The 21,931-nt window shown below is 64.2% G+C and carries 18 protein-coding genes; 14 read left to right on the top strand and 4 right to left on the bottom strand.

Annotated features, from left to right (window positions below):
* Window positions 1-69: 69 nt before the first annotated feature.
* On the bottom strand, window positions 70-729 hold the full coding sequence (locus ACSSVG_RS02405; RefSeq protein ID WP_231339488.1) for a response regulator: 660 nt from the start codon (window positions 727-729) through the stop codon (window positions 70-72).
* Window positions 722-2,428 carry a sensor histidine kinase gene (locus ACSSVG_RS02400; RefSeq protein WP_492419120.1) on the bottom strand — a complete coding sequence of 569 codons (1,707 nt, stop codon included), beginning with the start codon at window positions 2,426-2,428 and terminating at the stop codon, window positions 722-724. The genes ACSSVG_RS02405 and ACSSVG_RS02400 overlap by 8 nt, the downstream gene beginning before the upstream one ends.
* Window positions 2,429-2,626: 198 nt before the next feature.
* Here ACSSVG_RS02400 and ACSSVG_RS02395 point away from each other — a divergent pair, with 198 nt between their 5' ends.
* From ACSSVG_RS02395 to ACSSVG_RS02375, 5 genes are all read left to right on the top strand, one after another.
* Window positions 2,627-4,123 carry a CitMHS family transporter gene (locus tag ACSSVG_RS02395; protein WP_231339489.1) on the top strand — a complete coding sequence of 499 codons (1,497 nt, stop codon included), beginning with the start codon at window positions 2,627-2,629 and terminating at the stop codon, window positions 4,121-4,123.
* A gap of 573 nt (window positions 4,124-4,696) precedes the next feature.
* Window positions 4,697-4,993, top strand: a complete 297-nt coding sequence (gene gatC / locus ACSSVG_RS02390; RefSeq protein ID WP_026541440.1) for an Asp-tRNA(Asn)/Glu-tRNA(Gln) amidotransferase subunit GatC — start codon at window positions 4,697-4,699, stop codon at window positions 4,991-4,993.
* Between the two features lie 4 nt (window positions 4,994-4,997).
* Window positions 4,998-6,551, top strand: coding sequence for an Asp-tRNA(Asn)/Glu-tRNA(Gln) amidotransferase subunit GatA (gatA, locus tag ACSSVG_RS02385; protein WP_492417075.1), 1,554 nt, complete (start codon window positions 4,998-5,000; stop codon window positions 6,549-6,551).
* Window positions 6,551-8,059 (top strand): Asp-tRNA(Asn)/Glu-tRNA(Gln) amidotransferase subunit GatB, encoded by a 1,509-nt coding sequence (gatB, locus tag ACSSVG_RS02380; protein WP_231339491.1) that lies wholly within the window; start codon window positions 6,551-6,553, stop codon window positions 8,057-8,059. The genes gatA and gatB overlap by 1 nt, the downstream gene beginning before the upstream one ends.
* 74 nt (window positions 8,060-8,133) lie before the next feature.
* On the top strand, window positions 8,134-8,691 hold the full coding sequence (locus tag ACSSVG_RS02375) for a DUF5666 domain-containing protein (protein WP_492417073.1): 558 nt from the start codon (window positions 8,134-8,136) through the stop codon (window positions 8,689-8,691).
* A 17-nt stretch (window positions 8,692-8,708) separates the two neighbouring features.
* Here the strand turns inward: ACSSVG_RS02375 and ACSSVG_RS02370 are convergent, their stop codons facing one another.
* Window positions 8,709-9,722, bottom strand: a complete 1,014-nt coding sequence (locus tag ACSSVG_RS02370) for a formylglycine-generating enzyme family protein (RefSeq protein ID WP_492419118.1) — start codon at window positions 9,720-9,722, stop codon at window positions 8,709-8,711.
* A 216-nt stretch (window positions 9,723-9,938) separates the two neighbouring features.
* Between ACSSVG_RS02370 and ACSSVG_RS02365 the strand changes: the two genes are divergently transcribed.
* From ACSSVG_RS02365 to ACSSVG_RS02345, 5 genes are all read left to right on the top strand, one after another.
* Window positions 9,939-10,973, top strand: coding sequence for an ABC transporter permease (locus ACSSVG_RS02365; protein WP_231339494.1), 1,035 nt, complete (start codon window positions 9,939-9,941; stop codon window positions 10,971-10,973).
* A gap of 42 nt (window positions 10,974-11,015) precedes the next feature.
* Window positions 11,016-11,939, top strand: coding sequence for a carbohydrate ABC transporter permease (locus ACSSVG_RS02360; RefSeq protein ID WP_231339495.1), 924 nt, complete (start codon window positions 11,016-11,018; stop codon window positions 11,937-11,939).
* 82 nt (window positions 11,940-12,021) lie between these two features.
* Window positions 12,022-13,680: a type 2 periplasmic-binding domain-containing protein gene (locus ACSSVG_RS02355; protein ID WP_492417070.1), complete on the top strand. Its 1,659-nt coding sequence runs from the start codon at window positions 12,022-12,024 to the stop codon at window positions 13,678-13,680.
* A gap of 87 nt (window positions 13,681-13,767) precedes the next feature.
* Window positions 13,768-14,820: a LacI family DNA-binding transcriptional regulator gene (locus tag ACSSVG_RS02350; RefSeq protein WP_492417068.1), complete on the top strand. Its 1,053-nt coding sequence runs from the start codon at window positions 13,768-13,770 to the stop codon at window positions 14,818-14,820.
* A gap of 26 nt (window positions 14,821-14,846) precedes the next feature.
* Window positions 14,847-16,031 (top strand): Gfo/Idh/MocA family protein, encoded by a 1,185-nt coding sequence (locus ACSSVG_RS02345; RefSeq protein WP_231341022.1) that lies wholly within the window; start codon window positions 14,847-14,849, stop codon window positions 16,029-16,031.
* 10 nt (window positions 16,032-16,041) lie between these two features.
* Here the strand turns inward: ACSSVG_RS02345 and ACSSVG_RS02340 are convergent, their stop codons facing one another.
* Window positions 16,042-16,980, bottom strand: coding sequence for a LysR family transcriptional regulator (locus ACSSVG_RS02340; protein ID WP_231341023.1), 939 nt, complete (start codon window positions 16,978-16,980; stop codon window positions 16,042-16,044).
* A gap of 107 nt (window positions 16,981-17,087) precedes the next feature.
* On the opposite strand from ACSSVG_RS02340, the gene tdh reads away from it, so the two are divergent.
* The 4 genes from tdh to hutI all read left to right on the top strand — a co-directional run bounded on the left by tdh (window position 17,088) and on the right by hutI (window position 21,917).
* On the top strand, window positions 17,088-18,134 hold the full coding sequence (tdh, locus tag ACSSVG_RS02335) for an L-threonine 3-dehydrogenase (protein WP_492417065.1): 1,047 nt from the start codon (window positions 17,088-17,090) through the stop codon (window positions 18,132-18,134).
* 42 nt (window positions 18,135-18,176) lie between these two features.
* The gene (locus tag ACSSVG_RS02330) at window positions 18,177-19,370 is read left to right on the top strand and encodes a glycine C-acetyltransferase (protein ID WP_231341025.1); all 1,194 of its coding nucleotides are present in this window, start codon (window positions 18,177-18,179) and stop codon (window positions 19,368-19,370) included.
* Between the two features lie 196 nt (window positions 19,371-19,566).
* The gene (locus ACSSVG_RS02325; RefSeq protein WP_492417064.1) at window positions 19,567-20,664 is read left to right on the top strand and encodes an NAD(P)/FAD-dependent oxidoreductase; all 1,098 of its coding nucleotides are present in this window, start codon (window positions 19,567-19,569) and stop codon (window positions 20,662-20,664) included.
* Window positions 20,665-20,675: 11 nt separating this feature from the next.
* Window positions 20,676-21,917: an imidazolonepropionase gene (gene hutI, locus ACSSVG_RS02320; RefSeq protein ID WP_492417062.1), complete on the top strand. Its 1,242-nt coding sequence runs from the start codon at window positions 20,676-20,678 to the stop codon at window positions 21,915-21,917.
* Window positions 21,918-21,931 lie beyond the last annotated feature (14 nt).

The raw sequence follows: 21,931 nt of genomic DNA, 5'->3' as shown, positions 1-21,931 counted from the left end.
CGCCCCCAATTTGTAGCAGCAAACGCCCTTCTGAGCCCTCAAAAGGGCGTTTGCTGCTACCTGCTGGGGTTAGCCCGGGACGCCGTAACGGTGTTCAGGGCGGCCCGTGCTTCCGTAGCGGAGTTGGATTTCGACGGCGCCATCGTCCGCGAGCGAGGACAGGTACCTTTGCGCTGTGGCGCGGGAAACGCCCACCCTCTCCGCGACCTCGGCTGCGGAGTATTGCTCGCCGGCAACCAACGATTCCAGGACGGCCGCTTCCGTGGCGGACCGGGGTTTGGCGGCCGGCGTGACGTCACCGGGAATCAGGGAGCGCTTGGCACGTTCAATGGTTGTCTGATCGACGGCGGTCTGCTGGCCGAGGATCCGGCGATACCGCGCGTAGGACCTGAGCTGTTGGGAAAGGGACTCCGCGGTGAAGGGCTTGAGCATGTACCCCAGGGCGCCGCGGCGCAGTGCGACCTTGATGGACTGCGCGTCAGAGGCAGCAGTGAGCATCACGGCGTCGACGTCCAGCTGGCCCAGCAGGTCCAAGCCTGAGCCGTCCGGTAAGTACACGTCCAGCAACACCAGGTCCGGGCGCAGGCTATGGATCGCCTGCAGGGCTTGGGACACGGATCCGGCCGGCGCCAAGGCCATGAACCCGGCCACGGAATCCACATAGGCGGCGTGGAGCCTTGCGACGTGGAAGTCGTCATCCACGATCAACACCCTCAAATCATCAGCCACTGCTGTCCTCCCTCACCGTTGAGCCCGCACCGGCGTCTGCGGAATCCATGACGCCGGGGATGGTTGCCATGAAAACGGCGCCCGGACCGCCAGCGGTGCCCGATTCCAGTACGCGCACATCTCCGCCGCGCCGCCGCGCAAGCTGCCGCACCAAAGCCAGCCCCAAACCTTGTCCAGCCCCCGAGCGTACCGGTTGTTCCGACGTCGTGAATCCCTCGGCGAAGACTTCCTCAGGTTCCAGGCTCCCCAAACCGTCGCCCGAGTCACCCACCACGAGGTGCAGGGTGCCGCCGTCCTGGGTGGCGTCGTGGTCAGGGAAGTCGTCCAGCAGCTCAACTTCCACCCACCGTTCCGTGGCGGAACCGGCGACGGCGGCACTCACCGCGTTGTCGATCAGGTTGCCGAGCACGGTGGTCACGTCCTGGGGATCGGCAACGTGTCCACGGACCAGTGTCTCTGGCCCGATGCGCAGGGTCACGCCGCGCTCTGAAGCCTCCACCCCTTTGGCGCCAATAAAGGCCTGCAAATACGTGTCCTGGAGGAGTTCGGCCTGCTCCACGGGGAACTTCAATGGTCCCGTGGCGGAGGTCCGGGCCAGGTACTCCTTGGCGGAATCGTACTGTCCGATGCTCATGAAACCGGCGATGGTGTGGAGTTGGTTGGCGAACTCGTGGCGCTGCGCACGCAGGGCGGTGGACATGGTTCCCACGGCATCCAGTTGGCGGGTGAGCTGCTGCAGTTCCGTTCGGTCGCGCAGCATGACAACCCAGCCGAGGTCTTCCTTCCGGTGCCAGGCCTTGCGCGCGCTGGCCACCAGGACGCGTCCGCCTGCAACGATCTCCACGGCCTCTGCATCGCGGGCTGCCGGTTGGGTGAGCTGCCTCAGCTGTTCGGGTACGGCAGCACTTGCCCAGTCCTGTCCGGTGGCATCGGGGATGTCCAGGAGCCGGGCCGCTGCGGCGTTGAATACCGAGATCCGTCCGTCAGCCGCGATGCCGATAACTCCGTCATCCACGCCCTGGAGCACTGCTACTTGGTCGTGGACCAGCGTGCTGATTTCCTCGGGCTCCAAACCCAGGGTGAGGCGTTGCAGGCGGTGGCGGAGCAGGAACGATGCCAGCACGCCCGCCAAGAGGGCGCCGCCGGCGGTCAGGGCAATGGGCACGATGTCGCGGGCCAGGCTGTTGCTGAGGGACTCCACGGAATAGCCGACGCTGACCTCGCCAACAATCACTCCTGAACCCCCTGGACCGTAGACCGGAACTTTCGCACCGGCAGAAGGCCCCAGCGTGCCCGTGTTGCGCGTCGTGATTTCTTCGCCGCCCAGGGCGACGGACGGGTCGGTACTGACCCGTTCACCAAGCCGCGCCGTTTCGGGGTGGGCCAGCCGCAGGCCGGTTTCGTCCGTGATGACCACGAACAAGGCACCAGTACGGACCCGGACGGCTTCGGCCGCAGCCTGCAGGGGACCGGCGGCGAGGACCTCCGGGGGAGGCGTTCCCTGTTCCTTGCTGATCTCTTGGACGCCGGCCCGGATATCCGGATCCGCGGCAACCGTCCTGGCGAGGGTGAGTGCTTGGTTCTCGGCTTCCGTGCCGATCCGTTCGTAGACCAGCCAGCCGTGGACAGCACCGCTGAGCAGAACCACCAGCAAGACAACTCCCAATTGGAGGAGAAGTGTTTGGGTGGAGAAACGCATACTGACCCTGCTGAATCGCGGCACCCTTGCTCCTTTCGTCCAGCTCCATTGAAGCACTGAGCACAATGCGCAAAACGTTCGCAACGAGCAGTATTCCCAACAATTCCCGGAAACCCCGGCCAGTGACGGGCGCCACCATATCGTCTGTAGTGCGCATCACACCGACGTGGCGCCATTCACAGTAGTAAGGAGCCGGCCGTGCTGGTTTTGCTTGGATTCGCAATGATTGCGGTATTCATGGTCCTGATCATGACCAAAAAATTGACGCCCGTTCTGGCGCTGATCATCGTCCCCACCGTCTTTGGCCTGTTCGCCGGGGCGGGCCTCGGTATCGGCGACATGGTGATGGACTCGATGAAGTCCATGACCTCGACGGCCGCGCTCCTCATGTTCGCCATCATCTACTTCGGCCTGATGATCGACGTCGGACTCTTCGACCCCCTGGTGAAGTTCATCCTGCGCAAGCTGGGCAACGACCCCGCCAAGGTTGTCCTCGGCACCGCGATCCTCGCCGCAGCAGTCTCCCTGGACGGCGACGGCTCCACCACCTTCATCCTCACTACTGCCGCGATGCTCCCCGTCTACCTGCGGCTCAAGATGAGCCCCGTGGTCCTCACATGCGTCGCCGGCCTCGCCAACGGCACCATGAACATCCTGCCGTGGGGCGGTCCCACGGCCCGCGCAGCCACCGCGCTGCACCTGGACGTCAACGATGTCTTCGTCCCCATGGTCCCCTCGCTCATCGTTGGCCTCATCGTTGTGTTGGTCTTCGCCTGGCTGCTCGGACTGCAGGAACGCAACCGCCTCCGCACCACCGCCCCTGAGATCTGGGGCGACGTCGCCGATCCTTCGGAAGCGTTCGACGGCGGCACTGGCCGCGGCGGATCTGTCGCCGCCGGTTCGGGCTCAGGTAAGGGCCGCTTCGGCTTTGGTCGCAACAGCTCCACCACGCCGGCAGGCAAGCCGGGCACCGGCGGAGGCTCCGGCGTCGCGGTCCTCGAAGACCCGGCCACCCTGGTGGACGACCACGACACCGCCATGGCTGACACCGCACTTGACCCCAACCGCAAGACCCTCCGGCCCAAGCTGTTCTGGTTCAACCTGGGCCTGACCGTCGCCGTCATGGTGGTCCTGGTAGCCAACGTCGTTCCGCTGCCGTTTGTGTTCATGGTCGGCTCCGCCATCGCCCTGCTGGTCAACTTCCCCAAGGTCAAGGACCAGGGCGCCCAGCTGATCGCGCACGCACCCTCGATCGTCGCCGTCGTCAGCATGGTCATGGCAGCCGCAGTCCTCACCGGTGTCCTCAACGGCACCGGCATGGTCAAGGCAATGTCCGAGTGGCTCGTCCAGATCATCCCCGCCGACATGGGTCCGTTCATGGCAGTCATCACCGGCCTGCTCAGCATCCCGATGACCTTCTTCATGAGCAACGACGCCTTCTACTTCGGTGTCCTCCCGGTCCTGTCCGAAACCGCCGCCCACTACGGGGTGGATGCAGCAGACATGGCCCGCGCCTCCATCACTGGCCAGCCGTTCCACCTGCAAAGCCCCCTGGTCCCCGCGATCCTCCTGCTGGTATCCCTCGCCAAGGTTGACCTGGGCGACCACCACAAAAAGGTCCTGTGGCGCACGGCAGTCGTCTCGATCGTCATGCTGGCAGTCGGAGTCCTGACCGGAGCCATCGGCATCGGCTAACCCGCCGCGCAGCACCCCAACCCGGGTGCGCCGCAGGCGCAAACGGCCCAAACAATCCTTCGTGCCGCGGCGCGGAACGAACCAGAAATCCCCCGGAGGGCGGCCCGAAGCGGCCGCCCTCCGCGTGCTCGCTCGTGCCTCGCTTGGACGCACGCTTCCGGGCGCCCGCTTCAGCCCGCGCAGCACCCGGATGCCTGGGTCGTTCCGTGTGAAGGGCCGCCCGCTTCATTCCGCGCAGCGAAGAAAGTCCCATCCCGCGTTCCGATCAAGCCCACCCAGCCCACGTCCCAACCCAACGGGAAAGCAAAGTGCATATGGTCCGCTCAGCCGTCTTTGTGGTTGGGTCCAGAAGTGGGGTGGGTGCCGACCGCAAGGTGAGATGGGCAATAGGCGGCGGACCGGAGACATCCTGCCGGTCGCGTCTAAGCGAGGAACGAGCGAGCGACCAAAGGATCGTCTGCGGGCAGCCACCGAACTCAACCACTCGCCCTGCGCGCCAGCGCATCGTCCAGCAGGGGCGCATGGACAAGTAGACTGGTTCGGAAAACCATTTGAACTTTGCAGGGGAGATCCATGGCTGCGATCAACCGTGACGACGTCGCGCATCTTGCGCGTCTGGCTCACATTGAAATGAGTGCCGAAGAACTGGACAGGATGGCTGTTGAGCTTGCTGTCATCGTGGATTCGGTGAAGAGCGTGAGCGAAGCTGCGGGGGAGGACGTCCCGGCGACGTCGCACCCGATTCCGTTGACCAATGTGTTCCGTGAGGACGTTGTGGGCCACACGTTCACGGCTGAGCAGGCATTGTCCGGTGCTCCGGATGCTTACGAGAACCGTTTCAAGGTCCCGGCAATCCTGGATGAGGGCTAATCACATGACTGATCTGAAGAACGAACTCATCCGCCACTCCGCTGCCGATCTCGCTGCCAAGCTGGCTTCCCGCGAGGTTACCGCCGTCGAAGTAACGCAGGCGCACCTTGACCGCATTGCCGACGTCGACGGCCAGGTTCATGCGTTCCTGCACGTTAACGGCGAAGAGGCTTTGGCTGTTGCGGCCGAGGTTGATGCTGCCCGCGCTTCCGGCGGTTCCGCCGCCGAAGAGCTGCATGCCCTCGCTGGTGTGCCGATCGCCGTGAAGGACCTCATCGTGACGATTGGCCAGCCGACGACGGCTGGTTCGAAGATCCTTGAAGGCTGGAACAGCCCGTACGACGCCACCGTGGTGAAGAAGTTGCGCGCGGCCAAGATGCCGATCCTGGGCAAGACCAACCTGGATGAATTCGCCATGGGCTCCTCCACGGAGCACTCTGCGTACGGCCCCACCCGCAACCCGTGGGACCTGGACCGGATTCCTGGCGGTTCGGGCGGTGGCTCAGCTGCCGCCGTCGCCGCTTTTGAAGCGCCGCTGGCGCTCGGGACGGACACCGGTGGCTCAATCCGCCAGCCCGGTGCAGTCACCGGAACCGTTGGCGTGAAGCCGACCTACGGTGCAGTGTCCCGTTACGGTGCCATTGCCATGGCGTCGTCGCTGGACCAGATCGGCCCGGTTTCCCGTACGGTGCTGGACTCGGCGTTGCTGCAGGAAGTCATCGGCGGCCACGATCCGTTTGACTCCACGTCACTGACCGATCCCTTCAATGACCTTGTTGCTGCGGCCCGCGTGGGCAACGTGGCCGGCATGAAGATCGGCATCGTCAAGGAACTTCACGGCGAGGGCTACCAGGCCGGCGTCGAGAACCGTTTCAACGAGTCCCTTCAGCTGCTGAAGGATGCCGGTGCTGAAATCGTCGAGGTTTCCTGCCCCAACCTGAAGTACGCCCTGGGTGCGTACTACCTGATCATGCCGTCCGAGGTGTCCAGCAACCTGGCCAAGTTCGACGGTGTCCGCTTCGGCATGCGCGTGCTGCCCAAGGACGGTCCCATGACCATCGAGCGCGTCATGGGTGCTACCCGCGCCGCCGGCTTCGGCGACGAGGTGAAGCGACGCATCATCCTGGGTACCTATGCACTGAGCGCTGGCTACTACGACGCTTACTACGGCTCGGCGCAGAAGGTCCGCACGCTGATCCAACGCGACTTCGACGCCGCTTTCGCCAAGGCCGATGTCCTGATCTCCCCGACGGCGCCCACCACGGCGTTCAAGCTGGGGGAGAAGCTGGATGATCCGCTGGCAATGTATTTGAACGACGTCGCAACCATCCCGGCCAACCTCGCCGGTATCCCGGGCTTGTCCTTGCCGGGTGGACTGGCTGATGAAGACGGCCTGCCCGTTGGTATCCAGTTGCTGGCTCCGGCCCGCCAGGATGCCCGCCTGTACCGCGTGGGTGCGGTCCTCGAAACCATGCTTGAAGAGAAGTGGGGCGGCCCGATGCTTGCGCAGGCGCCTGAGCTTTCATCAGCTTCAACCACCGCCGGAGGTTCCAACTAATGTCCGTCGACGCAACCCTGAGCTTCGAAGAGGCCATGGAGAAGTACGATCCCGTCCTGGGGTTCGAGGTCCACGTGGAGCTCAACACCAAGACCAAGATGTTCTCCTCCGCGCCGAACGTCTTCGGTGACGAGCCGAACACCAACGTCAACGAGGTTGACCTGGGCATGCCCGGCGTCCTGCCGGTAGTGAACAAGACGGCTGTGGAGTCTTCCATCAAGATCGGCCTTGCACTGAACTGCAAGATCGCCGAGTCCTGCCGTTTCGCCCGGAAGAACTACTTCTACCCGGACACTCCGAAGAACTTCCAGACCTCGCAGTACGACGAACCGATCGCCTACGACGGATACCTCGACATCGAGCTCGAGGACGGCACGGTCTTCCGCGTGGAGATCGAACGCGCCCACATGGAGGAGGACGCCGGCAAGCTGACCCACATGGGTGGCGCCGCGGGCCGCATCCAGGGTGCCGACTACTCGCTGGTGGACTACAACCGTTCGGGTGTTCCGCTGGTTGAGATCGTCACCAAGCCCATCGAGGGCGCGGGCAGCCGTGCGCCTGAGCTGGCCAAGGCGTACGTCGCTGCTGTTCGCGAGATCGTGAAGAACCTTGGTGTTTCCGATGCCAAGATGGAGCGCGGCAACGTCCGTTGCGACGCCAACGTTTCCCTGCGCCCGCACGGCCGGGAACGCTTCGGTATCCGTTCGGAAACCAAGAACGTGAACTCGCTGCGCGCCGTCGAGCACGCCGTCCGCTATGAAATCCAGCGCCACGCTGCCGTCCTGGATTCCGGCGAGCCGGTCATCCAGGAGACACGCCACTGGCACGAGGACACACGTTCGACGACGTCGGGCCGGCCCAAGTCCGATGCTGACGATTACCGCTACTTCCCGGAGCCGGACTTGGTTCCCGTCGTCGCGTCCCGTGAGTGGGTGGAGGAGCTGCGCGCTACCCTTCCCGAGCCGCCGGCCGAGCGCCGGAAGCGCCTCAAGGAAGCTTGGGGCTACTCGGACCTGGAGTTCCGTGACGTGGTCAACGCCGGCGTCATGGACTCCATCGAGGAAACCATCGCAGCCGGTGCGTCCGCCGATGTTGCCCGTAAGTGGTGGATGGGTGAGATCGTTGGCCGCGCCAAGGTTGCCGACGTTGATCCTTCCGAGCTGGGCGTCACTCCGCAGGTCATCGTCGAGCTGAACAAGCTCGTCGAAGATGGCAAGATCAACAACAAGATGGCCACCCAGGTCCTGGACGGCGTCCTCGCCGGCGAAGGTACTCCGGCGGAGATCGTCGAGCAGCGCGGCCTGGCCGTTGTGTCCGATGACGGCCCCCTCTTGGAAGCCATCGACGCCGCACTGGCAGCACAGCCTGACGTGGCGGAGAAGATCCGTGGTGGCAAGGTTCAGGCCATCGGTGCGATCGTTGGCGGCGTCATGAAGGCCACCCGTGGCCAAGCGGACGCCGGACGAGTCCGCGAGCTCATCCTGGAGAAGCTCGGCGTCGAGGGCTAAGCACCCGCTTCAAGCATCACAGTAGGCCGCAGTTTTTACTGCGGCCTACTGTGCTTTGGGCGCACAATGGATGTATGGCCACTCTCAGACCAGGCCTTCGTAAGGGCCTCCTTGCCGGCGGGATCGCCGTCGCACTGACCGGCGGCGGGGCCGCCGCTGTGTGGGCGGGCACCCAACCCAGCCCTTCGCCGTCGAGCACCTCTGCTTCACCCAGTCCGTCCGCGACGACGAAAGCCAAGTCCACCGAGGGGCGTGGGCAGGCAATCCATGGCGAGCACGTCGTCAAGCAACAGGACGGCACCTTCCGCACCGTTGTCACGCAGCTTGGAACCATCGAGACCGTCAGCGACTCCGAAGTGACAGTGAAGAGCGAGGACGGCTTTGCCCAGCGGTACGTGATCAAGGCGGAGACACGGATCGCCAAGGTGCCTGCTGATACTTCGGATCTGAGGAATGGCAGGGGCCGGCCCACATTGCCGTCGGCCACGGCTGCCGACCTCAAACCTGGCGACACAGTGCGCATCAGCGGGACGAAGGACGGCGATACCGTCACGGCTACCAGGGTGGTATCGGGCGAGTTGCCTGCGGGCCTCAAAGGCGGCCACGGGCACAGGGGCCACGGGCCCAAGTAGGCTACAGCGCCAATCAGTTAGAGGGCCACAGTCCTGAATCCGAGGTTGCCGCTGGCTGAGTCCGGCGTGTTCGAGCTCCGTGCTGCGAGGCGGTAGCGGTTGCAGTACGAATCGTGGCAGAGGTACGAGCCGCCGCGCATCACCCTGCCGCGGCCAATCGTGGGCCCCTGGGGGTCTTCGACGGTTCCTGCTGCGAGGCACGTTTTGTAGTACTTGGGCAGGAACCAGTCGCTGCACCATTCCCACACGTTCCCGCTGGTCTGGTACAGACCGTAGCCGTTGGGGGCAAACGAACGCACGGGTGCCGTGGTGAGGTAGCCGTCCTCCACCGTGTTGCGGGAAGGGAACTCGCCTTGCCAGATGTTGCAGTTGTGGGCAGCCTCGCCTGGCTCATCGGTGTGCAGTTCGTTGCCCCAGGGGTACCTCTGGCCGGGTAGGCCGCCCCGGGCCGCATATTCCCACTCAGCTTCTGTGGGCAGCCGCCGGCCGGCCCACTCGCAGTAGGCCAGAGCATCGTTGTGCGACACATGGGTTACGGGGTGGTCCGGGATTTCGGACCAGTGCGAGAGCGGTCCTGCAGGGTGTGCCCAGTCGGCTCCACGGACGTTGAGCCACCAGGGCACGTTGTTGACGCGGTTGAGGATGTCCTGCGTGGCGGCTCTGACGGCCAGATGGAACACTGCCGATGTTCCGAACGTTTCCGACTCGGTTCGATGCCCGGTGGCGTCCACGAACGCCGCGAAATCCTCGTTGCTGACGGTGGTGGCGCTGATCCGGAAGCCTGAAATGGACACGTGGTGCACTGGAGACTCGCCGTCGGCTTCATAGCCCTCGCCGAAGGGGTCGCCCATCGCGAAGGTCCCGGCGGGGATGCCGACGTCGTTTGTTTCCTTGGACGCTGCGGGACTGCTTGCGGAAGGCTCGACGGCGGCGCGCACGTTCTGCTGTCCGCCCACGGTACGCAGGGGGAGTATCAGCCCCGGCCTGGAATGCGCCCGGGCGTCGGCGCCTGGGCTGCAGCAATCTGCCATTTCCACCTCCTGTGTGAATTCCACCTGCTTGTACTTTAGCGGGGCCGCGTTTCCGGCTGGTTGGGAAGCCGTCGGAATGATGAAAAATGATTTTTGCGGTCAGTTTCGATCATGATCTTGCAAAAAGAGATGCGCGTCACTTATGGTTTGTTAAACGGTTAACGAGCGTGGCTTGAATCACATTGCTGATTCGGCCTCAGCACTTGAGGAGACAGCATGAACTCGACGACGGAACAGGCTCCGGCATTGCCCGAAGCTCGCCGAGTCCCGGCCCCGGCAGGTGGAGACACCCCCGGATCCGGTGCGAAGAAGCGGAAGCGAAGCAAGCCCCCGCAGCAGAGTTTCCGATCCCGCCTGCGACGCGACAAGCAGATGTTGCTCATGATGGTCCCGGGCGTGGCCTTCCTGCTGCTCTTCTTCTACATCCCCATCCTGGGCAACGTCATCGCGTTCCAGGACTACCAGCCCTACTTGGGCATCGGCGACAGCTTGTGGGTTGGTTGGCAGAACTTTGTGGATCTGTTCGGCAATCCGGACTTCATCCACGCTTTCTGGAACACCTTGTACCTGGCTGCCTGGCAGTTGGTCTTCCTGTTCCCGGTGCCGCTGGTGCTGGCGCTGATTGTGGATTCACTGATCAGCACCCGGGTCCGCCGGATCTTCCAGAGCATCGCCTACCTGCCGCACTTCCTTTCCTGGGTGCTGGTGATCGCGTTCTTCCAGCAAATGCTGGGCGGCGCAGGCTTCGTCAACAACCTTCTCCGGGACTGGGGCATGGATCCCATTCCCTTCATGACCAACCCGGAAACATTCCCGGTCATGGTGGTCGTCCAGATGATCTGGAAGGACGCGGGCTGGGCAATGATCATCTTCCTGGCAGCCCTCGCCAGCATCGATGCTTCCCTCTATGAGGCTGCGGCGGCTGACGGTGCAGGCCGCTGGCGCCGGATGTGGCACATCACCCTCCCAGGCCTGAGGCCCGTGATTGTGCTCCTGCTCATCCTGCGCATCGGCGACATCCTCTCTGTCGGCTTTGAGCAGTTCATCCTGCAGCGTGACGCAGTGGGCGCTGGAGCCGCGGAAGTGCTGGACACCTTCACCTACTACACCGGCGTAGTGGGAGGCGGCTGGAGCTCAGGTGCCGCGGCCGGCCTCGCGAAGGGCGTGGTCAGTGCGCTGCTGATCTACGGCGCCAACAAACTTGCCCACCGCTTCGGCGAAGACGGAATCTTCGCAAAACAAGTGCGCTGAAAGCCCCGCTGACCCGCGCGCCTGCCGCACAAGGAGAACCCCATGGCAACAACACTTTTCGCTAGAAAACCCCGGGAACTTACGTACAACCCCAAGCGCCCGGTATGGAAGGAAAAGCCTTCCGCCCTGTACCAAACGGTCAAGGCAGTGGTCCTGATCGTGTTCAGCCTGTCCATTCTGACGCCCATCCTCCTGGTGGTCTCAACGTCGCTGGCCGACACTGAGCAACTCGTGAAGGCCGGTGGTTTTGTCCTGTGGCCGGAGCGTCCCACGCTGGAGGCCTACGCCACCATCTTCAAAGGCCCCATGGTGCTGCAGTCACTCGGCGTGAGCATGCTGGTCACGGCGGTGGGCACCATCCTGGCCCTGTTCGTGACCATCACCATGGCTTATGCCACCAGCCGGACGGTGCTCTTTGGCCGTCCTGTGATCCTCGCAGTCCTGTTTACGCTCCTGTTTGCGCCGGGCCTGATCCCGTCATTCCTCATGATCCGCCAGCTGGGACTGCTTGACTCCCTCTGGTCGCTGATCCTCCCGGGCATCTTCGGAGCATTCAACTTCGTGGTGATGCGCTCGTTCTTCATGAACATTCCGGGTGAATTGATCGAAAGCGCCAGGATCGACGGCGCCAACGACTGGCAGATCCTGTGGCGCATCGTGATGCCGCTGTCCAAAGCCGTGATCGCCGTCGTCGGGCTGTTCTACGCCGTCGGTTTCTGGAACTCGTTCTTCAACGCCCTGCTGTACATCAACGATCACAGCAAGTGGCCCATCCAGTTGCTGCTCCGCAACTTCGTGGTCCAGGGCAGTGGCGCGGCGGACCAGCTGGGAATCACCACCACACCGCCACCGCAGTCCATCCAGATGGCAGTGGTCGTGGTGGCGCTCGTCCCGATCCTGATGGTCTACCCGTTCCTCCAGAAGCACTTTGCCAAGGGCGTCATCACCGGAGCAGTCAAGGGCTAGTCCCGCCCCGAAGCCCACTATCCACAAGCCCAAACACCCAAAACCCCCAGACAAAAAGCAAGTAACCAGAAAGGGTTATGCCATGACGAGCACTACCTCCCAGGCCGGATTCAGCCGCCGCGGTTTCCTTGGCCTCGCCGGCTTGGCCGTGACCGCCGCAGGCTTGTCCGCCTGTGGTGGTGGCGGAGCCGCGAGCAACGGAGGCGCCGCTGCCTCAGCTTCGGTCAAGTTGCCCACTTACAAGGAATTCACTGGCGTCACCCCGGACATCGCGGGCAACGCCAAGGGCCTCCAAGCTGGCTACTTCAAGCTGCCCACCGCTGTGCAGTCCGTGAAGACGCCGCCGCTCAAGGGCAAGGTCACCGGTCTCACCGAAACCTTCGACACCATGAGCCCTGGCATGAAGGACAACCCCTTCTGGCAGCGACTCAACGCCAAGCTCGGCGGCGACTTGGAGCTCCAGATCGCCGAAGACATCGGAGACGGCTACCCAGCCAAGTTCGCGACCGTCCTGGCCAGTAACGATCTCCCGGACATGATGTGGGTTCCGCCGAACCAGGGCATCCCCAACGTCGGACCCATGCTCGAAGCCAAGTTCCAGGACCTGACGCCGTACCTCTCCGGTGACGCCGTCCTGGAGTATCCCAACCTGGCCGCACTCAAGCCCGATTCCTGGAAGACCGCCGTCGTGAACGGCAAGATCTGGGGAGCTCCCATCCCGAGTACCCCCTTTGGCCAGGTGTACCTGGGCAACCACGACATGTGGGCCAAGGTGGGCGGCTTCGAAGCGGCCAGCGCCGGCGAATTCCTTGAGAAGGCCAAGGAGCTGACCCGACCGGGGGACCAGCAGTACGCGCTCGAACCTGCCTATATCAATGCACTCCACATGGTCACCGAATGGTTTGGCGCCCCGAACAGCTGGGCCGTCAACAAGGACCGCACGCTGACCCACCTGTACGAAACCGATGAATACATGGCCGGCGTGGAGTTCACGGCCAAGATGTTCGCAGCCGGCGTCTTCTACCCGGACTCCAAGGCAACCGACATCCGTTCGCGCGTCGCCAACGGCAGCGTGGCCGCCCAGGTGGTGGTTGGCCCGCACGACATCCGCAGCTACCGTGCACTGAACAAGACCGCCCAGTTCGATGTCCTCATTCCGTTCAGTGCGGACGGCAAGGTCAAACCGGTGTACGACATGGGCTACGGAACGGTGGGCTTCACCCCGTTCAAGAAGGCCGACGAGGGCAAGATCCGCGAGCTGCTCTCGCTCATCAACTACCTGTCCGCACCGTTCGGCACCGTGGAGTACATGCAGAAGAACTTCGGCGAGCTCGGCCAGGACTACACGATCGACGGCTCCGGGAACCCGGCACGCACCGAAACGGGAACAACCAACGCCCCCGGACTGGTGTCGGCGTTGAACATCATGTCCAGCCCGGAAAACGTCATCTTCAACCCCGGTTTCGACGACGACACCCGGTATGTCAGCCAGCAGGAGGAGAAGCTCCTTGAGTTCGCCTGGCGGAACCCCACCAACGGTTCCTACTCGGACACCAACGCCAAGGTGGGCGCCAAGATCACCAAGCAGCTGCGCGACAAGGTAGTGGACATCATTACCGGCCGCGCCAAGATCGACGAGCTCAAGGACGCGGTCAAACGCTGGAAGAGCGAAGGCGGCGACAAGATGCGCGATGAGTACCAGGCCGCGTTGGACCCGAACGTGCCGGTGTTCAGGAGCTAGCCTCAAACCAACACGGACCAGACCAACAACGGACCAGACCAAGAACGCACCAACGCGTCAACACAAAGAACACCAGCAGGGGGAACCATGGCAAAAGCGAGCACCACCGGAATCCGGCCCACCATACGTATGGTGGCCGAGTTGGCGGGAGTTTCCACGGCCACGGTTTCCTATGTGCTGTCGGGGCGCCGCGGCGATGGCGGACCTGGGGTGTCGGATCCGACGGCGGAGAAGGTCAAGGCGGCTGCGGAGCGGCTCGGGTACCGCCCCAACCAGGCGGCCCGGGCCATCCGGACCGGCCGGACCAATACGGTCATCCTGTCGCTGACCATGCTGTCCGATCCTTGGTCCCTGTCCGTCATCGAGGCCGTGCAGAAGGCTGCGGTCCCGCTGGGAATCACTCCGATGATCCTGGGCGACGCCGACTGGGTCAAAGTGCTCGGCACCCACAACGCCGACGCCGTGTTCGTGGACGCAGTCCGTCCCGACCAGCGGGACGCCCTGCGGAAACTGGCCGAGCACGGAACCACGCTGGTGGTCTTCGACGAGGAAGTAAAAGCGGAGGGCTTCGACGTCATCCGTTCCATCGCCGGGCCGGGCTGCCGCATGGCCGTGGAGCACCTGCTCCACGGCCATCGCAGGGTAGCTTGTTTGACTCCCGCAACGGCGGCCGGCACCTCCGGCGGTACCCGGTACCGTGCGTACTCGGAGGCGTTGGCGGATGCGGGGATTCCGGAACGCGACGATTTCGTTGGCTTGTTCGATGGCACCAGTGCCGGGGCCTACGCCGCGGCCACGCGGCTGCTCAGCCTGCCGGACCGGCCTACCGCCATCTACGCCACCACCGATTACGCGGCTGTCAGCGCCATTAATGCCGCCCAGCGCCTGGGCCTGGCCGTTGGCACTGATGTGGACATCATCGGCGTGGGCAACACCGTGGAAGGTGAGCGGATGTCACCATCGCTGAGCACCGTGGGTCCCGTCGATTTCTTCGACAAACTCGCCCGGGTTCTCTTGAGGCGGGCCACAGGTCCGGCCGGCACGACCGCGACGGAGCAACCCGGCGTCCTCGACTTTCCCTGGCACTTGTTCGTGCGCGAATCGGCGCCGCACCGCAGCGCCGCAACCAGACTTTACTAGGAACCAGAAGAAGGAAAAAGCACACCATGGAAAAGGATTTGAAGGTCGGCATCGTAGGTTTCGGCCTGCGTTCAGGGCTTTGGAAACACGCCCATAAGCCGGGCCAGGGCTCCGAGGTCACCATTGTTTGCGACCTCAGTGAACGAGGCCGGGCGGACGCTGCGGAACGCATTCCTACGGCCCGGGTCACGGACGATCTTGAGGAACTGCTGGCCAGCGGCCTGGACGCCGTCCTGGTCCTGACCCCCGATAACCAGCACGCCGCCGTCGCGGTCCGTACGCTCAAGGCGGGCATCCCCACCTTCTGCGAGAAGCCGCTCGACATCACTGTGGAGGCTGCGGACTTGATCCTTACGACGGCCTACGAAACCGGCACCCGCTTGTACGTCGGCCACAATATGCGGCACATGCCGGTGGTCGTCCAGATGCGCCAGCTCATCGAGGAAGGCCGAATTGGCGATGTCAAGGCCGTGTGGTGCCGCCACTTCGTCGGTCACGGCGGTGACTACTACTTCAAGGACTGGCATGCGCAGCGCGCCAATGTCACCTCGCTGCTGCTCCAAAAAGGTGCGCACGACATCGATGTGATCCACTGGCTTGCCGGTGGCTACACCAAGCGGGTTGCCGCCGTCGGCGATCTTGCTGTCTACGGTGACGTAGCCAACCGCAGCAACAATGCCGGCAAGCGCATGGGGGATTGGTTCTCCATGGACAACTGGCCGCCCACCGAGCAGAAGGACCTGGCGGAGGTGATCGACGTCGAGGATATCTCCATGATGAACATGGTGCTGGACAACGGCGTCCTGGCCTCTTACCAGCAGTGCCACTTCACGCCTGATTACTGGCGCAACTACACGGTGATCGGCACCAAGGGCCGGATCGAGAACCTCGGCGACGGCCCCGGCGAAACCATCAACGTGTGGACCAGTCGGACGTCAGGCTATGCAGTGCCTGACGAGGTCATCACCATCCAGGACGGGGAAGGCGGCCACGGCGGCGCGGATCCCCGCCTGATCGAGGAATTCCTGCGGTTCGCTTCCGTAGGCGGCCAGACCCAGACCAGCCCCATCGCCGCGCGCCAGGCAGTAGTGGCCGGCATCCTCGCAGCCGAATCGCTGCGCGGGGACGGCTCGGCCCGCGAGGTTCCGGAACTCCCTGAGGAGATGGTGGAGTACTTCGACGCCGGCCAGCCCGCCCTGGTCCGCGACTGACCGTCCGCGGTCAGCGGGGGCTGGATAGCTCGATAAGCTCGGTCATGACGGTTTGAAGTGACTCGCAAACCGTCATGACCGATTTCCGTTTAAGAGTCTCCGGCCGGGCCAGGATGTCGATCTTGCGCACCGAATTCACCCCTGACAGCGGACGCAACACCACTCCGGCGTCCAGGACCCTGCGTGCCGTGAACCGCGGCAGGAGCCCGATCGCTCCGCCCGCCGAGACCAGCGCAGCGACAGTGGAGTAGTCGTTGATGCGGTGCAGCACCTCTGCCGGCCGCCCGCTCACGGCAACGACGGCGGCCAGCACATCGGCGGGGGAGTAGCCGTCGCGGCTGGTCACCCAGGATTCGCCCACGACGTCGGACGGCTCCAGTTCGTGCCGGGCTGCCAGGGCGTGGCCCGCGGGGAGCGCGATGTCCAGTGGCTCGTCGGCGAGCGGAATCACCGCCACTTTGTCTCCAGGCCACTGCGGGCTGTTGTCCATCCGGTGCGCCAAAACAAGGTCGTACCGGGCAGCCAACCCCGGGAAATCCTCCTGTGCCACGTCCTCATCGGAGAGTCGCAGCCGAGGCGACTTCCCGTCGTCGGACGACTTTCCGCTGGCCAGCAGGGCCGCCAGCGGCGCGAACAGCGCCTGGCCGGCACTGTGGAATGCGCTCACACTCACCGGCGCATCGGGAGCGTCGTGGTAGGCACCGATTGCTGCCCGTGCATCCGCCATGGCGTTCACGACGGCGGCACCGGCCTCGGCGAGCACGCGGCCTGCGTCGGTCAGCACCAAAGCCCTGCCCTCTTTGCGCGTCAACGGGACGTCCACCGACTTCTGCAGCAGGGCGAGCTGTTGGGAAACGGCCGAGGGTGTGACCATGAGTGTCTCTGCCACGGCCTTCACGCTGCCCAGGTCGCCGAGTTCCCGGAGCATCTGCAGCTGGTGAATTTCCATTAGCAAATACTAAATCGTTGATTGAGAAGAATCTAGTTGTGCTAAATCGTCGGCGGGGATTCAATGGACTCAGCAGCAGCGAAGCAGCCCCAGCAGTGAGGAATTCCATGAAGGCTCTCTACAAATCCGGACCGCACGCAGGGTTCGAACTCGTCGACCGTCCCGAGCCCGAAGCGGGTCCCAGCGACGTGAAGATCCGTGTGATGACCACCGGCATCTGCGGTACCGACCTCCACATCCAAAGCTGGGATGCCTGGGCCCAGGGCATCATCGAAACGCCACTCATCGCAGGCCACGAGTTCTACGGCGAAGTAGTGGAAATCGGCGAGGACGTCCGCGACGTCAAGGTGGGGGACCGGGTCTCCGGCGAAGGCCACATAGTCTGCGGCATCTGCCGTAACTGCCGCGCCGGTCGCCGCCAGATGTGCATCCACACGGTCTCCGTCGGCGTGCAGCGCGATGGCGCCTTTGCCGAGTACGTCGTCATCCCCGAAACCAACGTCTGGGTCCACCATGATGAATCCGTCACCCCGGAACTCGGCGCCATCTTCGATCCCTTCGGCAACGCCGTCCACACCGCACTGAGCTTCCCGCTGGTCGGCGAAGACGTGCTCATTACAGGTGCCGGCCCCATCGGACTTATGGCAATCGCCGTCGCCCGCCACGCCGGTGCCCGCAAGATTGCCATCACTGACGTCTCCGCGCCGCGGCTGGAACTTGCCCGCCAGATGGGCGTGGACCTTGCCGTGGACGTCTCCAAAATGCGCGTTCGCGAGGCACAGCAGGAACTGGGCATGCGCGAAGGTTTCGACATCGGTTTGGAAATGTCCGGACACCCCACGGCACTCCCTGAGATGATCGACAACATGAACCACGGCGGCCGCATCGCCATGCTCGGCCTTCCCAGCCAGTCCATCGACATCGACTGGGGCAAAGTCGTGACCCACATGCTCACGCTCAAGGGCATCTACGGCCGCGAGATGTTCGAAACCTGGTACGCCATGAGCGCCATGCTGTCCTCCAACCCCGTGCTGCACCGCAGCATCTCCGCCGTCGTCACCGACAAGCTGTCCGCAAAGGATTGGGAAAAGGGCTTCGAAATCGCCCGCAACGGTACAGGCGGCAAAGTGGTCCTCGACTGGACCGAACTGTAAGACCTGACTGCAACCGGATACCCCCAAAACCTAGGAGCACCCATGTATTCAGCCATCAAAGACCAACTGCAGGGCGAACTCGACGAGATCCGCAGCGCCGGTCTCTTCAAGACCGAACGGCACATCGACTCCCCGCAGGCCAGCCACATCGCCGCCGGCCAGCTCGGCCAGCCCGCCAACAAGGTCCTGAACTTCTGCGCCAACAACTACCTTGGCCTGGCCGACCACCCGGACATCATCGCCGCAGCAAAGTCCGCCATGGACGAGCGCGGCTTCGGCATGGCGTCCGTTCGCTTCATCTGCGGAACCCAGGACCTGCACCTGGAACTGGAGACCCGTGTCTCCGCGTTCCTGGGCACCGAGGACACCATCCTGTTCTCCAGCTGCTTCGACGCCAACGGCGGCGTGTTCGAGTCCCTCTTCGGCCCCGAAGACGCCATCATCTCGGACTCCCTGAACCACGCGTCCATCATTGACGGCATCCGCCTGAGCAAGGCCAAGCGCTTCCGCTACGCCAACCAGGACATGGCAGACCTCGAGGCCAAGCTGGTTGAAGCAGAAGGCTCCCGCCGGAAGATCATCGTCACGGACGGCGTGTTCTCCATGGACGGCTACCTCGCGCCGCTCGAGGCCATCTGCGACCTCGCCGAGAAACACGACGCTTTGGTGATGGTGGACGACTCCCACGCCGTTGGATTCATGGGACCCACGGGTGCCGGCACGCCTGAGCACGCCGGTGTTTCCGAGCGCGTGGACATCTACACGGGGACCTTCGGCAAGGCCCTCGGCGGCGCGTCGGGCGGCTACGTTTCCGGTCGCGGCGAGATCGTTGCGATGCTTCGCCAGAAGGCCCGCCCCTACCTGTTCTCCAACTCGCTCGCCCCGGCCATCGTTGCGGCCACCATCAAGGCAATCGAGCTGGTCCAGGAATCCGGCGAACTCCGTACCCGCCTGTTCGAGAACGCAGCGTTGTTCCGTCGCCGGATGAGCGAGGAAGGCTTCGAGCTCCTCGACGGCGAACACGCCATCATCCCGGTCATGTTCGGTGATGCCGTGGTTGCCGCGAAGGTTGCCGACGAGATGCTCAACAACGGCGTCTTCGTCACAGCTTTCAGCTTCCCGGTGGTCCCGAAGGGCGTGGCCCGCATCCGCGTGCAGCTTTCCGCAGCCCACAGCGCGGACGACGTCGAAGCGTGCGTTCAGGCGTTCGTCAGGAGTCGCGCCGCGGTCGCCTGACCCCCCCTCTCACCTCCGGCGGGTTTCCGCCTGATGCTCTCTCACCTCCGGCGGGTTCCTGCCTGATGCTCTCTCACTCCCTTGGGGCAAGTGAGAGAGCATTTGGGTTTAAGGGCGGTTAGGTGAGAGATGGTCGGTGGGTGGCAAGGGTTGGAGGGCTGTCGCCGCGGCCGCGTCGGTCTGACAGGATGGAGCCATGGCTTCGAATTATGACGTGGTAATCGTTGGCGGCGGCATCGGGGGACTGTCGTTGGCGGCGGCTCTGGCGGGTAAGTGCACTGTTGCGCTTGTTGAGGCTGAGCAGTCCCTGGCCTTCCACACTTCGTCGCGTTCCGCGCGGCAACTCATCCCCAGCTACGGCCCAGCGGTGGTCCAGGAGCTGACCATCCGGACACTGGAGATGTTGGCGGAGAGGGATGCCCAGGCGACAGAGCCGATCCTGACGCCTCGCGGGTTCATGCTGGTGGGGGACCAGGAGACTGTTCGCGCCGAAGCCAGCGGCAATATGCACCCCATCACCCACCAAGAGGCCATGCAGCTCTGCCCTGCGCTGAATCCCGATTCCTTCACCGCCGCAGGGCTGGATAACGGCTCCTTCGGCTGCAACGCCCCGCTGTTGCTCGAGGAACACCGCCGGACCGCCGAAGCTGCGGGCGTGGATATCATCACCGGCGCCAAGGTCCATTCGGCCCAGCGGCTGGGGAGTGGCTGGCAGGTGGGCGCGGGAACAGAAGGCTTCCAGTCCGGCGTCGTTGTCAACGCTGCCGGTGCGTGGGCGGATGAGTTGGCCGTTATCAGCGGCGTGGAGAAGCTCGGACTCCAGCCTTACCGCCGGACCGCAGCGATTGTGAACGTGGAGAACCCGTTGACGCCTGAAACACCCATGGTCTGTGCTGCAGACGACACGTTCTATTTCCGCGCCGAGGGCAACCAGGTACTGATCTCGCCGTCGGAAACGGTGCCCAGCGGAGCCGAGGACGCCAAGCCTTACCCAGGTGACGTTGAGGCGCTGATCAGCAAACTCAACGGTGTAACGTCGCTGGGCATCCGCTCCGTGGACCGTGCGTGGACAGGCCTGCGGACCGAAGCCGCGGACGGCATCCCCGTGGTGGGATTCGACGCCGAAGCGCCCGGCTTCTTCTGGTTGGCCGGACAGGGTGGCTACGGGTTCCAGACGTCCTCGGCCATCGCCGAACTTGCAGCCTCCCTGATCCTCGACCACGTCGCGGCAGACAGTCCGGAATCCCGGACAGCGGAGCAGCTCGCGGCAGTACGCTGGTCCATCCGGCGCTGAACAATAGGGTCATGAGCGGAATCACGAACGGGAACAGCGGCACCACCACTGTCATCACCAACATCGGCGAGTTGATGACCCAGGACCTCGAGCATCGAGTCCTCAGGGACGCGGCGATCGTGATCGAAGGTGAGCGCATCGCCTGGATCGGCCCCGCCAAGGACGCCCCTGCCGCTGACGCGAGAATCGAAGCGGAGGGCCGTGCCGTCCTGCCCGGTTGGGTTGATTCGCACTCGCACCTCGTTTTCGCCGGCGACCGCACGGCCGAGTTCGAGGCCCGCATGGCCGGTGAAAGCTACAGCGCCGGCGGAATCGCAGTCACCACGGGAGCCACACGCAGCGTCAGCGACGACGAACTAACCCGCCTCGTGCGGGACCGCGTGGCTGAAGCGGTCTCGCAAGGAACCACATACCTGGAGAGCAAAACCGGCTACGGCCTCGACGTCGCGAATGAGGCCCGCAGCGCCCGCATCGCCGCGGCCGAAGTGGACGAGGTCACCTACCTCGGCGCGCACTTGGTCCCGAAAGGCTCCGATCCGGAGGAATACACGGACCTGGTCTGCGGCCCAATGCTCGACGCCGTCCTGCCGTACGTCCGCTGGGCCGACGTCTTCTGCGAACGGGGCGCGTTCACGGAAGACCAGTCGCGTCGCGTCCTGACGGCGGCCCGCAACGCCGGGCTCGGCCTGCGGGTCCATGGCAACCAACTGGGCGAGGGGCCCGGGGTAGCATTGGCCGTCGAGTTCGCCGCCGCCAGCGTGGACCACGTCAACTATCTCTCGGACAAGGACATCGCCTCGCTCGCAGGAACCTGGGCGGGCTGGGACCCGGCAACGGGCGCCGGCGCAAGGGGCACCGTGGCAACCTGCCTTCCCGCCTGTGACCTCTCCACTCGCCAGCCCCTCGCGCCTGGCCGTGAATTGCTCGACGCCGGCGTGCAGGTAGCGCTGGCGGCCAACTGCAACCCTGGCACCTCGTACACCAGCTCCATGGCCTTCTGCGTGACCACGGCCGTCCTCCAGATGCACCTGAGCGTCCATGAGGCCGTCCGCGCAGCAACGTACGGCGGCGCCTTGGCGTTGGGCAGGGAGTCCGGGAACGACGTCGACGGCGAAAGGGCGGTGGGTTCGCTCGCCGTCGGGCATCGCGCAGACCTGCACATGCTGAAGGCGCCGTCGGCCACACACCTGGCCTACCGTCCCGGGATCCCGCTAACACACTCGGTTTGGCGGGCGGGCGCTCGGGCCGTCTGATTAAAGCAACGCGG

Source organism: Paenarthrobacter sp. E2MeOHC11 (genome assembly GCF_058744955.1).
This window is presented reverse-complemented; position numbering and strand designations above follow the sequence as displayed.

What these genes read in the sequence shown, in the direction of transcription:
- ACSSVG_RS02360 (WP_231339495.1), top strand. Translation starts at nt 11,016, where the DNA reads ATGGCAACAACACTTTTCGCTAGAAAACCCCGGGAACTTACGTACAAC.
- gatC (WP_026541440.1), top strand. Translation starts at nt 4,697, where the DNA reads ATGGCTGCGATCAACCGTGACGACGTCGCGCATCTTGCGCGTCTGGCT.
- ACSSVG_RS02330 (WP_231341025.1), top strand. Translation starts at nt 18,177, where the DNA reads ATGTATTCAGCCATCAAAGACCAACTGCAGGGCGAACTCGACGAGATC.
- ACSSVG_RS02370 (WP_492419118.1), bottom strand. Translation starts at nt 9,722, where the DNA reads ATGGCAGATTGCTGCAGCCCAGGCGCCGACGCCCGGGCGCATTCCAGG.
- ACSSVG_RS02365 (WP_231339494.1), top strand. Translation starts at nt 9,939, where the DNA reads ATGAACTCGACGACGGAACAGGCTCCGGCATTGCCCGAAGCTCGCCGA.
- ACSSVG_RS02345 (WP_231341022.1), top strand. Translation starts at nt 14,847, where the DNA reads ATGGAAAAGGATTTGAAGGTCGGCATCGTAGGTTTCGGCCTGCGTTCA.
- ACSSVG_RS02355 (WP_492417070.1), top strand. Translation starts at nt 12,022, where the DNA reads ATGACGAGCACTACCTCCCAGGCCGGATTCAGCCGCCGCGGTTTCCTT.
- ACSSVG_RS02325 (WP_492417064.1), top strand. Translation starts at nt 19,567, where the DNA reads ATGGCTTCGAATTATGACGTGGTAATCGTTGGCGGCGGCATCGGGGGA.
- tdh (WP_492417065.1), top strand. Translation starts at nt 17,088, where the DNA reads ATGAAGGCTCTCTACAAATCCGGACCGCACGCAGGGTTCGAACTCGTC.
- ACSSVG_RS02400 (WP_492419120.1), bottom strand. Translation starts at nt 2,428, where the DNA reads ATGCGTTTCTCCACCCAAACACTTCTCCTCCAATTGGGAGTTGTCTTG.
- ACSSVG_RS02375 (WP_492417073.1), top strand. Translation starts at nt 8,134, where the DNA reads ATGGCCACTCTCAGACCAGGCCTTCGTAAGGGCCTCCTTGCCGGCGGG.
- hutI (WP_492417062.1), top strand. Translation starts at nt 20,676, where the DNA reads ATGAGCGGAATCACGAACGGGAACAGCGGCACCACCACTGTCATCACC.
- ACSSVG_RS02350 (WP_492417068.1), top strand. Translation starts at nt 13,768, where the DNA reads ATGGCAAAAGCGAGCACCACCGGAATCCGGCCCACCATACGTATGGTG.
- gatB (WP_231339491.1), top strand. Translation starts at nt 6,551, where the DNA reads ATGTCCGTCGACGCAACCCTGAGCTTCGAAGAGGCCATGGAGAAGTAC.
- gatA (WP_492417075.1), top strand. Translation starts at nt 4,998, where the DNA reads ATGACTGATCTGAAGAACGAACTCATCCGCCACTCCGCTGCCGATCTC.
- ACSSVG_RS02340 (WP_231341023.1), bottom strand. Translation starts at nt 16,980, where the DNA reads ATGGAAATTCACCAGCTGCAGATGCTCCGGGAACTCGGCGACCTGGGC.